This window comes from Salinibaculum rarum (genome assembly GCF_030505615.1).
In the GTDB taxonomy this organism is placed as follows: domain Archaea; phylum Halobacteriota; class Halobacteria; order Halobacteriales; family Haloarculaceae; genus Salinibaculum; species Salinibaculum rarum.
Genome location: NZ_CP129992.1, coordinates 1,361,050 through 1,374,976 on the forward strand (window position 1 = coordinate 1,361,050; position 13,927 = coordinate 1,374,976).

13 protein-coding genes and 1 tRNA gene are annotated in these 13,927 nt (G+C 65.2%); 7 read left to right on the forward strand and 7 right to left on the reverse strand.

Annotation, left to right across the window (positions count from 1 at the left end; all coding sequences use genetic code 11):
- The first annotated feature begins 32 nt into the window (after window positions 1-32).
- The 4 genes from QYL91_RS07360 to QYL91_RS07375 all read left to right on the forward strand — a co-directional run bounded on the left by QYL91_RS07360 (window position 33) and on the right by QYL91_RS07375 (window position 3,556).
- Complete coding sequence (locus QYL91_RS07360; RefSeq protein ID WP_302082727.1) at window positions 33-704, forward strand: DUF7114 family protein; 672 nt, start codon at window positions 33-35, stop codon at window positions 702-704.
- Between the two features lie 48 nt (window positions 705-752).
- Window positions 753-824, forward strand: a tRNA-Thr gene (locus QYL91_RS07365).
- A gap of 212 nt (window positions 825-1,036) precedes the next feature.
- Window positions 1,037-2,872: an adenine deaminase gene (gene ade, locus QYL91_RS07370; RefSeq protein ID WP_302082728.1), complete on the forward strand. Its 1,836-nt coding sequence runs from the start codon at window positions 1,037-1,039 to the stop codon at window positions 2,870-2,872.
- A gap of 81 nt (window positions 2,873-2,953) precedes the next feature.
- A complete protein-coding gene (locus QYL91_RS07375) occupies window positions 2,954-3,556 on the forward strand; it encodes a rhomboid family intramembrane serine protease (RefSeq protein ID WP_302082729.1) in 603 nt (200 codons plus the stop codon).
- Here QYL91_RS07375 and QYL91_RS07380 read toward each other — a convergent pair.
- From QYL91_RS07380 to QYL91_RS07390, 3 genes are all read right to left on the reverse strand, one after another.
- Window positions 3,544-4,542, reverse strand: coding sequence for a phosphatase PAP2 family protein (locus tag QYL91_RS07380; RefSeq protein WP_302082730.1), 999 nt, complete (start codon window positions 4,540-4,542; stop codon window positions 3,544-3,546). The genes QYL91_RS07375 and QYL91_RS07380 overlap by 13 nt on opposite strands.
- Window positions 4,539-6,326, reverse strand: a complete 1,788-nt coding sequence (locus QYL91_RS07385; RefSeq protein ID WP_302082731.1) for an ABC transporter substrate-binding protein — start codon at window positions 6,324-6,326, stop codon at window positions 4,539-4,541. The genes QYL91_RS07380 and QYL91_RS07385 overlap by 4 nt, the downstream gene beginning before the upstream one ends.
- A 134-nt stretch (window positions 6,327-6,460) precedes the next feature.
- On the reverse strand, window positions 6,461-7,450 hold the full coding sequence (locus tag QYL91_RS07390) for a DUF5784 family protein (protein ID WP_302082732.1): 990 nt from the start codon (window positions 7,448-7,450) through the stop codon (window positions 6,461-6,463).
- Between the two features lie 121 nt (window positions 7,451-7,571).
- On the opposite strand from QYL91_RS07390, the gene QYL91_RS07395 reads away from it, so the two are divergent.
- The gene (locus tag QYL91_RS07395) at window positions 7,572-7,745 is read left to right on the forward strand and encodes a DUF5786 family protein (protein ID WP_302082844.1); all 174 of its coding nucleotides are present in this window, start codon (window positions 7,572-7,574) and stop codon (window positions 7,743-7,745) included.
- Here the strand turns inward: QYL91_RS07395 and QYL91_RS07400 are convergent.
- Both QYL91_RS07400 and QYL91_RS07405 read right to left on the reverse strand, forming a co-directional pair.
- On the reverse strand, window positions 7,742-8,515 hold the full coding sequence (locus QYL91_RS07400) for a DUF7530 family protein (protein ID WP_302082733.1): 774 nt from the start codon (window positions 8,513-8,515) through the stop codon (window positions 7,742-7,744). The genes QYL91_RS07395 and QYL91_RS07400 overlap by 4 nt on opposite strands.
- The gene (locus QYL91_RS07405) at window positions 8,515-9,456 is read right to left on the reverse strand and encodes an NAD(P)H-binding protein (RefSeq protein WP_302082734.1); all 942 of its coding nucleotides are present in this window, start codon (window positions 9,454-9,456) and stop codon (window positions 8,515-8,517) included. The genes QYL91_RS07400 and QYL91_RS07405 overlap by 1 nt, the downstream gene beginning before the upstream one ends.
- Window positions 9,457-9,543: 87 nt before the next feature.
- Between QYL91_RS07405 and QYL91_RS07410 the strand changes: the two genes are divergently transcribed.
- Entirely contained in the window at window positions 9,544-9,753 is a 210-nt protein-coding gene (locus QYL91_RS07410; RefSeq protein WP_302082735.1) for a DUF7561 family protein, read from the forward strand.
- 49 nt (window positions 9,754-9,802) lie between these two features.
- On the forward strand, window positions 9,803-11,542 hold the full coding sequence (locus QYL91_RS07415; RefSeq protein WP_302082736.1) for a helicase C-terminal domain-containing protein: 1,740 nt from the start codon (window positions 9,803-9,805) through the stop codon (window positions 11,540-11,542).
- A gap of 152 nt (window positions 11,543-11,694) precedes the next feature.
- Here QYL91_RS07415 and QYL91_RS07420 read toward each other — a convergent pair whose 3' ends face one another.
- On the reverse strand, window positions 11,695-12,756 hold the full coding sequence (locus QYL91_RS07420) for a class I SAM-dependent methyltransferase (RefSeq protein WP_302082737.1): 1,062 nt from the start codon (window positions 12,754-12,756) through the stop codon (window positions 11,695-11,697).
- Window positions 12,749-13,846, reverse strand: a complete 1,098-nt coding sequence (locus tag QYL91_RS07425; RefSeq protein ID WP_302082738.1) for a 60S ribosomal export protein NMD3 — start codon at window positions 13,844-13,846, stop codon at window positions 12,749-12,751. The genes QYL91_RS07420 and QYL91_RS07425 overlap by 8 nt, the downstream gene beginning before the upstream one ends.
- Window positions 13,847-13,927: the final 81 nt, after the last annotated feature.

Here is a 13,927-nt window from a genome sequence, read left to right on the forward strand (position 1 = left end):
GTCTTTGCCTTCCCCGCCGCTAGAATAGGCTGATGGAGGAAGCCGCGGCGGTCCGCCGAGCCGCCCTGGACGCAGTCGGTGATGTCGAACCTGAACCGCTCCGGGAGCGCATCGAGACACAGCTCGGCGAGGGCTCAATGGCGCCTGGTGCGTTGACGATACTCACGGTTCGTGCACTCGATGCGGCCAGTGCAGACGGACACGATGGGACGTTGCTCGAACCGGTCGCAGAACGTGCAGCAGGTGTCCAGCTCATCTACGACGGACTGCGACTGACACGACAACTTGCAGACGACGAGCCGTGGCTCTCTGGGAACAAAGACGACGGCGACCTCGCGGTCCTGGCCGCCGACGTACTCGTCGCCAGGGGATTTTACCTGCTTGCACGAACGGAGGCGGCCGACGCTGCCGTCAGTACGGTCCGTGCGTTCGGGCGCGACCAGACTGTCAGCCGGGAGACTGGCGACCCCGCACTCGCGCGAAACCTGGAGGCCAACGTCCTCGAACTGGCGGTCGTCGCCGGTGCGACGCTGGCAGACAGTGGCGTCTCGCCGCGTCTCCGTGAGTTCGCGTCAGATATGGCAAACGGGAGTCCATTCCCCGATGCCGAGTCGTTTTTTCCCGAGACGGTTACCGACACAATCGGTCGACTCGGAACAGATGCGACCGGCGGCGCAGGTGTGACAACCTCCGCCGACCAGTGACGTGAATCGAAACGCCTAAAGACAGTACGACGCAACAGACTCATGCGTGCCTGGGTAGCTTAGCGGTAAAGCGCGTCCTTGGTAAGGACGAGACCCCGGATTCAAATTCCGGCCTAGGCTTTTGCCGACGTCACTTCTGCGAAGCGCTCCGTCGCCGAGCGACTGCCGACGTCGGCAAACCGGTAGCGGAATTTGAATCGAGAGAAGACGCAGCGCGAGCGAAGCGAGCGACCGTCTTCGCGTGGTTCAAATTCCGGCCTGGGTTTTCCGGGTGCCTGACCCAGAGCGGCGCTTTCACAACACTTTTCGCGCTGTTCGCGTACTGACAGCGTATGCCACAGTACCTCTCCGCTGGTTCACACGGACCTCTCCCAGACGTCTCACAGCATCTCGTCGCCGTCGCGCGTGGGGACGCCGACCCGGAGACAATCGTCCGGAACGGCGCGCTCGTCAACGTCCACACCGGGGAGATTCAGCCCGAGATGGATCTCGTCATCGCCGACGGCCGCATCGCCCGGGTGACCGACACCGGCGTCGTCAGTGGCGGTGAGGGCACCGAGGAAATCGACGCCGACGGGCAGTTTCTCGCGCCGGGCTTTCTGGACACGCACGTCCACTACGAGTCGAGTATGGTCACCGCCACCGGCTTTTGCCGCGGCGTCGTCCCCACCGGGACCACCGGGGCGTTCATGGACCCACACGAAATTGGGAACGTCCTCGGTCTGGACGGGATTCGCCTCCTGCTCGACGAGGCCGCGGACCTGCCGTTGAAGACGTTCTGTACGATTCCCTCGTGTGTCCCGGCCGCACCGGGCTTCGAGGATGCCGGCGCGGTCATCGACAGCGAGGACGTCCGTGACGCGCTGGCGTGGGACGACGTCGTCGCGCTCGGGGAGATGATGAACTACCCCGGCGTCGTCGCCGGCGACGAGGAGGTCCACGAGAAACTCGCGGCGACCTACGAGGCGGGACTGGAGGCGACGGGCCACTTCGCCAGTCGGGAGACGGGCGCGTCCCTTGATGCGTTCGTCGCCGCGGGTATCACCTCCTGTCACGAAGCAGTCCGCAAGGAGGAGGCACTCGCCCGCCTCCGGAAGGGGATGTGGACGATGCTCCGGCAGGGCTCGGCCTGGAAGGACGTTCCCGAGACCATCAGAGCGGTCACGGAGACGAACGTCGACACGCGTCACCTCCTGCTGGTCAGCGACGACACGCACCCGGACACCATCACCGAGAAGGGACACCTCGACCGGGTGCTCCGGGTCGCCATCGCCAACGGGCTGGACCCGGTGACGGCGATACAGGCGGTGACGCTGAACGCCGCGGAGTACTACGGCGTCGACAACGACCTCGGTGCGCTCTCGCCCGGGAAAATCGCCGACGTGGTCTTCCTCGAGGACCTCTCGACGGTCGACGTGGGTCGCGTGATGGTCGACGGCGACCTCGTCGCCGCGGACGGCGAGTGGCTCGATGCAGACACGCTCCCCGACGAGACGGACCACACCGCCGCCGTCCACGACGCCTATCCGGACTGGGCACGCGAGACCGTCGCCATCGACCCGCCGACCAGTGAGGACTTCGCGATTCCGGCGCCCGACGACGCGGCGACGGCCGAGGTGACCGTCATCCGCGCCCACGAAAACGAGGTCGGGACGACCCGCGAGACGGCAACCCTGCCCGTCGAGGACGGTGCCGTCGTGGCCGCTGACGGCATCTCGAAGGCCGCGGTCGTCGAGCGCCACGGCGGAGACGGCTCTATCGGTCGCGGCTTCGTCACCGGCTTTGGCTTCGAGCGGGGCGCGATTGCCTCGACCGTCGCGCACGACAGTCACAACCTGCTCGTCGTCGGAACCGACGACGATGCGATGGTCCGGGCTGCCGAGCGCGTCGTCGAACTTGACGGTGGGATGGTCGCCGTCGACGATGACGTCCTCGCGTCGGTGCCACTACCAGTCGCGGGACTGATGAGCGACCGGCCGCTCTCGGAGGTCTCCGAGCGGGTCAGCGACCTCGAAGACGCCTGGCGGGCGCTGGGCTGTGACCTCGACTCGCCCTTCATGACGATGTCGCTGGTCGCGCTGGCGGTCATCCCCGAACTCCGCCTCACGAACCGTGGCCTGCTCGATACCGTCGATTTCGAGTTCGTCGACCCGGTGCAATCGGGGTAGGGCGACACCGTCTTGGAATGGTGACGCCAGCGCACTCCCCTCGGACCGGGAGGTTTTGCCGCTGGAACTCCGAGAGATGGTATGCGACTGCGTGGCCGCCCAACCCTCCAGACACTCGCCGTCGTCCTCGTCGTCTTTCTCCTCCAGCACGTCGTCGGCCTGCTCTGGACCGTCGAGTACCTCCTCTTTGTCCTCGATGCGACCGTGGCCGCCCGCCCCTGGGCGCTCGTCACGAGTGTGTACGCCCACAGTGGCCTCACGCACCTGGCGGCGAACCTCGTCGCGCTAGTCATCGTCGGCCCCCTGGTCGCTCGCCGAACGACTGCTCTCCGGTATCACGCGTTTTTCGTCGGGACTGGCGCACTCTCCGGGCTGGCAGAGGTGTTTCTCGGCGGGCTGGTCGGGCCGTCACACGCCGTCTGGGGGGCAAGCGGTGCGGTCCTTGCGCTGTTGGGCTATCTGCTCGGCGGGAACGTCGTCTCGACGCGCGTGCTAGACCGCGTCCAGTTGTCGGCCCGTGCCCAGCTCGTCCTGTTCGCTGTCGTCGTGACGACGGTGACTGTCCTCGCAAGTGGCCCGAACACCGCGGTCATCGGCCACGCGACGGGGCTGGCCTGTGGGCTGGTCGCTGGTCGCCTCGGTGTTCTCGACGTGTCCTCGCCGGACGTGCGCTACCGGCCCTGACTGTCGGCGTTTTCCGACCGGAGCTTCGAGAGCCACTCCCGGCCGAGACGGAGGTAGCGTCCGAGAGACGCTATCACGCGGTCGCTCGTCCGGAGCAGCCAGGCGTTTTCCCCGTGTTCGTCGGTGACGTGGTCCGCGAGGACGATACTCACTACCGCCAGCCCGATACCGGCGACGACGTCGACGCCCCAGTGGATGCCGAGAAACATCGTCGACACCATGACCATGACGGCGAGGGGCGCTGAGACGTACAGCCAGCCGGGGTAGACGTCACGGGTGCGATAGGCAAGCAGTGCGACCGTCGTCGAGATAGAACTGTGCAGTGAGGGGAAGACGTTCGTGTTGGAGTTGATTTCGCCGGTCACGAACTGCGAGCGGGGCCACCACTCGTACATCAGCGACTGGACCTCGGGATACAGCAGGTTCCGGGGGCCATAGGAGATAAACAGGACATAGCAGAGGACGCCGATGGTGTAGTTGAACGCGTAGGCGAGCATCAACTTCCGGAACGTGTCCAGCCTGTTGTTCGAGAGGTACGCGAAGAACGGAAACACCATCAGGAACACGTAGCCGTAGACATAGACCATCGAGAAGACAGCGGTTACCTGGTCGGCCGGGACTACGCCGGTGTACTCCTGGACACGGGCGGTCAGTTCCGTCAACACCGGCAGTGTCAGAAAGTCTCCGGTCAGATACGTCTGGATGTGTGCGACGAGGTCCCCCTCGATTGTGTAGATGTAGCCGGTAACCTGCCAGTCGAGCAGCCAGGAGAGGACCTGGCCGTGGTCTCTCACGAAGGAATTGACGATGAAGACGATTGCCAGCAACGCCAGGTACGGGGACACCTCCCGGAGTCGACTCACGAGATGGCGACGCAACCGACCGAGACGACTGATGCCGATGATGGTCACCGCAGAAATCAGGAGGAGGGCGCCGACGACGAGGACGATTTGCTGGAGTAACGCGGGCGGTATCGATACGATCATCTATCTATCATTGCACCTGACTCGTCGTATTTGAATCCTGCTCGCTTGAATAGTTCTCGGGCCTGTTCGGTGTTGAGGGAATTCCCCTCGCCGATAAACGGCACCTGTGGGTCACGGCCCCGCCAGGTGAGGTCTGCGGGGACCCAGTCGGTCCCGGTAAGTGGCGTCACACCGGGGGTCGCGTACCCGTCCATCGTCTCCTCGACGATGTGCTCTTTGTCGAGCAGTCGCATCAACAGCCGTCGGAAGTGCCCGTTACCGAGCGGGACCCGCCGGGTATTGAAGCCGACGTGATAGAACGAGCGCGACTCTGCCGTGTACAACTCGAGGCTGTCGTGGCCGTTGATGCGGGAGACTTCGTCGGGGGCGACGCTCATCGCCGTCGCGTCTGCCTCGTCGGCGGCGACGAGTTCGACCGCTGCGGCGTCCGACGGAACGATACGAACCGAGAGGCGGCTAAACGGGACGCCCCCGTCGAAATACGTTGCCGGGTCCGTCGTGGTGTCCCGGTGGAGGAAGTGGTCGTCGAATCGCGTCAACACGAGCGATTCGCCGCTGGTCGCCGCCTCGAACTGCAAGACGCCGCTGCCCACTGGCTCGCTGTTGTCTGTGATGATCGCTTCGGTCGGGTACGGCGTCATGTCCAGCCCGGCCGCTGAGGCCCGGTCTGTCGTCGCCTCCCAGACGTGTTTCGGGAGTATCGGGACCGTGAGGGCCCGCTCGACGACCGCCGGACTCGTGTCTCCAAACTGGAGTTCGACCGTTCGCGTGTTCTGGTCGTCTGCCGATTCGACAAGCGACGCACGCCCACGGAGCCGCGGCGCTGGCACCTCCGCGTCACCGGTTTCCAGCGTCGTATCGTTCAAAAACCGAAAGGTGAACGCGACGTCGCGAGCGGTCAGTGGCTGGCCGTCGTGCCAGCGCAGTCCGGACCGCAGAGTCACCGTCGCCGTGGTGGTCCCGTCGGTCCGGTCGATGTTCCAGTCCTCCGCTAGCCACGGGTTGACATCGCCGTCGTAGCGGCGCGCAAGCGGGTCGTACAGCAGGTCGGTGAACGTCCCCCGGTAGCGCTGGACCACCGAAAGCGGATTCAGATTTTCCGTCGGCGTGCCGTCCGTCGTCGTGACTCGGAGGCGGTCATTGGCACTGCCGTCGTCGGTAAGGGCGATAAACGCCAGTGGATTCGTCGGTGGGAACGCGTCCCACCCCGTGTAGCGGTCGTCGCGTGCCGTCCAGATTTCGGTGGGGAACGCGATCACGCCGAGGGGCTGTTCGCGTGCAACCTTGCGCTGGACGGCGTCGACAGCGAGTTCCCGGTCGCTGCCAGTCGTTGCACGCTGGGTGTCCAACTGCTCGTCGACCGTGAGATTGGTGTAGTCGAAGGGGTTTTGCCAGCCTGACTCGCTTGTGAACACCGACTGCAACATCGGCCGCATCATGTCCGGGCCGTTTCGCACCGGGAACTCGTCGACGTAGATGTCGTAGTTGTTGTTCATCAGCACGTCCTTCCGAAGCTCCGTCCGAGCCTCGAGCTCGAACCGGGCGTTGATGCCGATGGCTTGCATCCTGTTGACGAGTTGTCGCGCAATCTGTGTGGCAATCGCGTCCGAGTCTGCGGGGACGGCCTTGACAGTGAGGGACAACTGCCCAGGGCCGCCACCGTTCAGGAAGTTCTGGAACGCACCCACACACCCACTCGACAGCGCCGCACCGATACCTGCGGCAGTCCCCAGAACCGCACGGCGGCTTACGTTCCGCTCTCCGTCGGCACGCTTACCGCTCATCTCTGTTATGTCGTACAATAGTTAGTTCATATATAAGACTACTGATTAGTATTGAGATGCCATCACGGCTCCGCGTTCTCTGTATCTCGATTCGATGCGAGCGTGGGTCCTGAACGGAAAGTATCGAGCCCCCATCATATCTCCAGTGTCGACTCGAGTGCCAGTGGCACGTCGCCGACGGTGTACCCGGAGATGGTTCCGTCGGGTCGCATGCGGTAGACGACTGCGGGTTCGTGTCCGGCGGCCGGCCGCTCGGCGGCGACGGGGTTCCACTCGTCGTCACGGAACGACGAACAGTCGACGAAGACGACGGCGTCGGCGTGGGCACTGAGTTGGTCGTTTGTCTTCCCGCCGACCGTCTCGCGGAGGGCGGCTGCGGGTGTCCCTGCCCGCCTGCGTGCTGGCGGCTCCGGTCGTGTCACCTCGACGAGAGTATTCGGCTCGTCGACGCGAAAGTCAAGCGCGTGGCCCGAGTCGAGAGCCACCTCGGGGGTGTAGTCGTAGCCCGCGTCAGTCAGGAGTTTGGCGGCGTTGAACTCGGCCATCGTCGCGCGCATCCGCACGAGATCGACCGCCTCGCTCGTGCCGAGTTTCGACGCCATCGTGTACCGGTGGTCGTCGAGGTCCGTCGCCGACAGCAACTGCTCGTAGAAGGCAAGCCCCTCCGCACGGGTCGCATCGGGAAACCCTGACGCGTGGTCCCGGAAGAAGGCTCGCGTCGTCTCCCGGCCGTCCTTCGAGAACAACACTGGGAGAAAGTACCACGATACGTATGCGTACTCGGCCAGCCACGGGTCCGAGACCTGAAGCTCGGTCAACAGCTCCCGTTGAGCCCACCGCGCGATGGGGTAGGGGACTTCGGAGAACGTGTACTTGTCCGTCCGCCAGAGTGCCTCCGGTGTCTCCGTGTTGCCCAGCCAGAATGCGTTCTCGCCCCACGCGAACAGGGCGAGGTCGCCGTTGTCCATGCGGAGCTGGCACGCCTCGTACCCTGGCGGCGGGTCGTGCGCCGGCGCGCGCTGTTTGGCGCCGAAGCGGCTGTTCAACGGTGCATAGAGGTCCCGCTCGACCTGCTCGCTGGTCCACTGGCGCGTATCGCGGCGAAATCGTGTCGGCCCTGCCACTGGGCATACTAGGTCGGTGGCGACATATATACTGTCGGACGCCAGACGACTCTCCTGTCGTATACCCTTATTAACCGTTACATTGATATGTATCAGTTTGCAAGTATGTGTGTGGTTCACAATGTCGATGGGCGCATATGACGAAGCCGAGCACGAACGCCGGGAACGAAAGAACAGCGAAGTCGACGCGAGTTTCGACGACGAACGCGACGAGTACGAGGGTAGCGTCGAGTACGAGGGCGGTGACTCGGCCGAAGAGCTCCTCGACCAGTTCAAGGAAATCCAGTCGAACTAGTTCTCACTCCGCACTCCAAGCAGGACGATAGCCAGGCCCGTCACTGCCGTGACCGCGAGGACGTGACCGACGACGGCGGCGAGCAACACTGGCTGGTCAAGCAGGAACGGCACGAACGCGAACTGGAGCAGCCCAAACCCGAGTGCTTCGAGGTCAGCACGCCGCAGCGACCGCTTCGTCTCCGCGTCGAAGCGAAACCGTGCCGACCGCCACAGCGCCGTAATCGACGCCCACCACCCCGTTCCGATGCGATAGCAGACGTCCCACAGTATCAACAGCATCAGGTAGACCACCAGAATCGGCGGGTCCGCCCCGAACAGCCGCGTCACGAGCGGTTCGGTCGCTGTCCGTGGGTCCCAGACGAACAGGTGCGTGACGAGCGCGATGTACGCAAGCACCGCGAGGACGACCTCGACGTTCGAGGAAAAGAGCAGCCGTCGGTAGGCGTCGGGGACGTCCTCGCCGCGGGTCACGCGAGCGATACGCAGCATCTCGGCGCTGCCGACCGTCGCGATGGCGACTGCAATCGTGCCCGCGATGGCGGCCGTCCAGAGCTGATAGTACCACGCCAAGAGTAAAATCGCCACCTCGAACCCGACAAACTGGATGGCGAGTGCCACCGCCGGGCTGATGTGGATGCCGGGGAGCGCGCCGATGATACTCTCGTAGACCCACGTCTCGCCGTATTTTGGCGGTGCCGGGCCGGATTCTGGCTCGGCCGGGTGTTCCTCGTCTGTGTGTGACTGCTGGTCGTGCTCGCGGCTGGCCATCAGGCCTGGCCTCCCGTTTGCTCGACGGCTGTTGTGACCGGTTCACGCTCGCCCCGCTTGACCGCGAGGGCGTGCTCGACGGCCGCCACGAACGGCGTCAACTCGAAGTCGAGGTGGTCACGGATGCTGTCGTCTCGCACGACGACGGCGTTCCGGAGGCCGTCGATGAGCGGGCGTGCTACCTCGGGATCGACGTCGGTGACGAGTCCGACCCAGTACGAGGAGAGTCGCGGGGTCAACACCGGAACCGGGATGATAGTCGGTGGCCGGCGCCCCATCGCCCGTGCCGTCTCCTGGATAATCTCACCGTATGTCAGCACGTCCGGGCCGCCGATTTCGTAGGTTTCTCCGGCCGTTTCCGGGTGGTCGAGGAGGCCGACCAGATAGCCGATGACGTCGCCGATAGCGACCGGTTGACACTCGTTTTGGACCCAGCGTGGCGTCACCATCACCGGCAGGCGGGAGGCGAGTTGCTTGACCATCGCGAAACTGGCGCTGCCGTGGCCGATGATGATGGCCGCCCGCAGCGTCGTCAGGTCGTAGTCGCCCTCGCCGAGGACGGTTTCGACCTCACGCCGCGATTTGAGATGGCGCGAGAGCTCTTCGCCTTCCTCGCCGAGGCCGCCGAGATAGACGACCCGGTCGACGCCGGCGGCGCTCGCAGCATCAGCGAAATTCGTCGCCGCGTTCCGGTCCCGTTCCTCGAAGTCCTCGCCGGCTTTCATCGAGTGGACGAGGTAGTACGCCGCGTCCGCACCGTCGAGCGCGGCGTCGAAACTGCCCGGCTCAAGCAGGTCGCCTTCGAACACGGTAACCTCGTCGCTGGCGTCGTAGCCCGTTTCGTCACGGACGAGCACGCGCACGTCGTGGCCGGCCGCACGCAGTGCCGGCACGAGTCGACCGCCGACGAACCCGGTCGCACCCGTCACAAGTACATCCATGTCTGAGCAGAGGGACTCCGGCGTCTTAATTCGGTGGCCCGTTCGGACCCCGGAAAGCGTTTGCCCGTCCGGGTCCCAGTGGGGGGTATGGCACGCCAGCCCTGCGATGGGTGTGGGAAACAGGTCTCGATAGCCGGCGGTATCGCGAACCTCTGGACGCTGGAGAAAGACACCACCGGCGGCATCGAGCTGGAACTGGCCGACGGTACCGAACATTTCCTCTGTTTCGAGTGCATCGAGCGACTGCCCGACGACCACGACGTGACCGCCGACGACGTGGCCGCGCTCTCCGAATGAGTGGGTTTCATCCGATAGCTTAAGACGGGTCGCGCCACTCCCTTCCGGTGTGGATACCGCGCGCATCTTCGAGGAGTTTCCCGCCCCCAGCTACCGCGGTGCCCAGGAACAGGCACTCAGTGACATCGCTGCCGCCTTCGACGACGGCAACGACGTGGTGCTGGTCCGCGCGCCCACCGGCAGCGGGAAGTCCCTGCTCGCCCGCGCCATCGCCGGCTGTGCTCGCCGCGCCGGCAGCGGCGACCCCACGGCACCCGCTCGCGCGTACTACACCACACCGCAGGTCTCACAACTGGACGACGTCGAGAGCGATTCACTGCTCGCCGACCTCTCTATCATCCGCGGGAAGAACAACTACTCGTGTATCCTGCCCGGCGAGACGGACACGCCGGTCAACCAGGCCCCCTGCGTCCGCGAACGGGAGTTCGACTGCGAGGTCAAACACCGCTGTCCGTACTTCTCCGACCGGACTATCGCCGCAAACCAGTCCATCGCGGCGATGACACTCGCCTATTTCATGCAGACTGCCGGCTCCGATGTGTTTGGCACCCGCGACGTGGTCGTCATCGACGAGGCCCACGGGCTGGGCAACTGGGCGGAGATGTACGCGACGATAGAACTCTCCCCCGAGACCGTTCCGTTCTGGAGTGAGGCAAACGACCCCGACATCGAGGACCTAGACGACGCCGTCCAGTACGCAGACTACCTCCAGACGCTAAGCACGCGCCGCCTCGAACAACTCCGGGGCAACGCCGAACTCACACCCGAGGAGGCAAGCGAGCGCGACCGGATAAACGAACTCCGGTCGGACCTGAAGTGGTTCGCCGAGGAGTATCGTGACCCCGAGAGCGCGACGACGTGGGTCGTCGACCAGCCCGACGGCGAGGGCACCCGGGTCACTATCAAGCCGATGAGTCCCGAGCGCTACCTCAACCACACCGTCTGGGACCGTGGCGAGAAGTTCGCGCTGCTGTCGGCGACTATTCTCAACAAGGAGGCGTTCTGTGCGAACGTCGGCCTCGCGCCCGAAAACGTCGCCCTGGTGGAGGTTCCCCACACCTTTCCCGTGGAGAACCGGCCGCTGTACGACGTGACTCGGGGGAAGATGACCTACGAACACCGCGAGGAGACGCTCCCGAAGATTGCGCGCACGCTCGTTCGCATCATGCAACACCACCCCGACGAGAAGGGACTGGTCCACTGTCACTCCTATGCGATTCAGGACCAGTTGCAGTCCTTGCTGGCGGATTTCGGTGTCGGCTCGCGGGTCCGGTCCCACGAGTCGGCGGACCGCGACGGGCAACTCGCCGCGTGGAAGCGCGCCGACGACCCCGACGTCTTTCTCTCGGTGAAAATGGAGGAAGCGCTGGACCTGGAAGGCGACCTCTGCCGGTGGCAACTGCTCTGTAAGGCGCCGTATCCCAACACCCGCGACTCGCGGGTCGCACACCGACTGGAGGAGGGACAGTGGGCCTGGTACTACCGGACGGCACTCCGGACGGTCATCCAGGCCTGCGGGCGAGTCGTGCGCGCCCCCGACGACTACGGGGCGACGTATCTCGCCGACTCCTCGCTGCTCGACCTCTTCGAGCGAGCGCGAACGGACATGCCGGAGTGGTTCCGCGAACAGGTCGACCGGATGTCGCCGCCGGACTTGCCCGACTTTGCGCCGAGCGAGGCGCTGGGCGGTGTGTCTGATGCGCGAGCGCGCAGTCACTCGCGGTCACGGACGCGCTCGCAGTCGGCGACCGACGACGGTGAGCACCCGCTTTCTGACGTGTGGGACTGACGGCGGGAGGCTCGCGGCTTAGAACAGTGCCGAGATGCCGTAGATGACCGACGAGCCGACCATCAGGAGGACGAAGACGATGGCGATTATCTGCTGTTTGTTCATATCTAGATGTACATATCCGGCCAATTAGGCGTTTCGTGCAACGGCGCTCACTCGACGCGCGCGTCGACGACGACGTGGACGACACCCTCGCTGTACCCCTTGACCTCCCGCACGTCCAGTATCTCGACGGACCGGCCGACAGCCGACGCGGCCTCTTCTAGCCGCCCGACTGGACGGTCCGGGACCAGCGATTCGGGGGTCGCCTCGTGCATGTGTAACGTGCCGCCCGGGGCGAGTACTGACAGTGCTTCGGATAGATACTCGTACGACTGGCCGGACCCCGTCTGGCTGTCGTCGGCGCACGGCTCCGACGCGTCGTAGTAGCCCATCACAATCCGGTCGAAGGGCTCGCCGTCGTAGGAGTCGAGCACGTCGCGGTTGTCCGCTCGGTACGGCTCTATCCGGTCGGAAACGCCGTTTCGCATCGCGTTTTCCAGCAGGTACTGGAAGGAATCAGGGTTTCGCTCGATGGCGGTGACGTGGGCGCCCGCGCGGGCCATCGGGAGCGTGAAGTAGCCGATGCCGGCGAACATATCGAGGACCCGCTCGCCCGCTCCGACAGCCTCGCCCATCCGCGCCCGTTCGGCCTTGTTGCCCGGCGAGAACATCACCTCGGCGAGGTCCATCGCGTACTCGGTCCCGTGCTCGCGGTGGACCGTTTCAGTATCGCCCTCGCCGGCCACGACGGTCACGTCGGGCTTGCGGTGCTGGCCGTCGATACCTCCGCGGGCGAGGACGGTGTCGGCCTGGCCGTGCATCGCCAGCAGCGCCTCGCCGACCGCTTCGGGGTCGTGTGCGTCGCCCATCTCGGCTGTGATGACGCTGCCGAGGACGGCCCACGACGACGGTGCGGCCGCTATCTGGTCGTCGGTCCACCCGTCTTCCCGGAGGTGGTCGGCCAGCGTCCGCAGGCGTGGCTCGCCCTCCTCGCGGATGACTTCCAGAATCTGTGTCTCGGTCGGCGTCTCGGTGACGGGAATCGCCACCGTCTCGCCGCTGGCCTCGAACACCGAGCGGTCGTCGTCGTAGACGCCCTCCGCGCGGAGCGACCCGATAGCCGCCTGTGTGCGACTCTTCTCGACGACGGCAGCGAGAAATTCGTCACTCATTGTCGGGGAGCACGAACACGCCGGCCGGACTCTTCAACACTGGAACCTCGTCGGCGTCGGGGTCCATGTAGTCCGGCCGGGCGATGGTCTTTGCCTCGTAGGTCTCCGGGTCTAACACCTGGACTGCACGCTCGTCTTCGATGGCAACGAGTGTCGTCTCTTGGGCGTCCTCGCGCCAGCCCAGTCGGTCGGCGTCGGGTGCCTGTCCGTCTTCGAAAGAAGCCTCGTAGCGCTCGCCGGTCGTCAGACGCGTCCCTTTGAGGTTCCCCTGGACGCTGGTCACCAACACCGGCCCGTCGTCGTCGGGGGCGATGACTTCGCCGGGACGGTACGCGGGCAGTCGTGCGGCGTAGGCCATCCGGTAGAGGCGCTGGCCGTCGTCGTCTTCGCTGACGAGTCGGCGCGCCTCGTCGACGGTCCCGCCGAGTTCTCTGACGATGCGGTCGGCGATGGCCCGGCCAATCTGGCTGGTCGAGACCTTCACGTCGACGCCGTCGTTGACCTCGTTGATTTCGCTGATGAAGGCGTTGCGGTCGCCTTTCCCCTCCCGGTCGTCGATGTACGCTTCGGCGATGTCGACAGCGCGGTCGGTCTCGTCTTCGGTCGGTGTGCGCTCGCGGGCGCGGACCTGGACGGTGGCGGCGTAGGACCCGCCGGCAATCTGACCACAGCGCGTGCACGTCTGGCGGCCGATTTTCACCGGCACGGTGACTTCCTCGGCAACGGGAGTCCCACGGAGGACACCCGAGAACTGGCAGTGCATTCGGATGGTCGTCTCGTCGACCTGTTCCGGCGCGACCTGCCAGGAGATGCTGTCGGCGGCGACGTGGACCGAGAGCGCTTCGGTCACCTCCTCGACGGCGATGTCGGTGTAGTCCTCAGCGCCCACGTCGACCCAGCGGTTGCCACGGTGGACCGCCCCACAGCGGGCACAGACGTTGACCTCGACGCGGTCGGGCGCCTCAACGAGGTCGTACTCGTCGAGATAGCAGGCGTCACAGAGCGCGGCGTCCGGCCCCTCCGCGTCGAGCGATACGTCCCGCTCGATTGTCTCCCCACAGCGCGGACAGAACTCTCCGGAACGACTCATTGGCCCCGGCTAGGCCGCTGTGGCGTTTAAGTCGTCCGTTCGCCAGTCGGCGGGGTCGCCGTCGCCCCGACAGCGGACTGT

Bases quoted from the DNA above. Each gene is read 5' to 3' on its own strand.
- QYL91_RS07385 (WP_302082731.1), bottom strand. From the start codon at position 6,326: ATGAGCGGTAAGCGTGCCGACGGAGAGCGGAACGTAAGCCGCCGTGCG.
- QYL91_RS07420 (WP_302082737.1), bottom strand. From the start codon at position 12,756: ATGAGTGACGAATTTCTCGCTGCCGTCGTCGAGAAGAGTCGCACACAG.
- QYL91_RS07410 (WP_302082735.1), top strand. From the start codon at position 9,544: ATGGCACGCCAGCCCTGCGATGGGTGTGGGAAACAGGTCTCGATAGCC.
- QYL91_RS07405 (WP_302082734.1), bottom strand. From the start codon at position 9,456: ATGGATGTACTTGTGACGGGTGCGACCGGGTTCGTCGGCGGTCGACTC.
- QYL91_RS07400 (WP_302082733.1), bottom strand. From the start codon at position 8,515: ATGGCCAGCCGCGAGCACGACCAGCAGTCACACACAGACGAGGAACAC.
- QYL91_RS07375 (WP_302082729.1), top strand. From the start codon at position 2,954: ATGCGACTGCGTGGCCGCCCAACCCTCCAGACACTCGCCGTCGTCCTC.
- QYL91_RS07360 (WP_302082727.1), top strand. From the start codon at position 33: ATGGAGGAAGCCGCGGCGGTCCGCCGAGCCGCCCTGGACGCAGTCGGT.
- QYL91_RS07380 (WP_302082730.1), bottom strand. From the start codon at position 4,542: ATGATCGTATCGATACCGCCCGCGTTACTCCAGCAAATCGTCCTCGTC.
- QYL91_RS07395 (WP_302082844.1), top strand. From the start codon at position 7,572: ATGTCGATGGGCGCATATGACGAAGCCGAGCACGAACGCCGGGAACGA.
- ade (WP_302082728.1), top strand. From the start codon at position 1,037: ATGCCACAGTACCTCTCCGCTGGTTCACACGGACCTCTCCCAGACGTC.
- QYL91_RS07425 (WP_302082738.1), bottom strand. From the start codon at position 13,846: ATGAGTCGTTCCGGAGAGTTCTGTCCGCGCTGTGGGGAGACAATCGAG.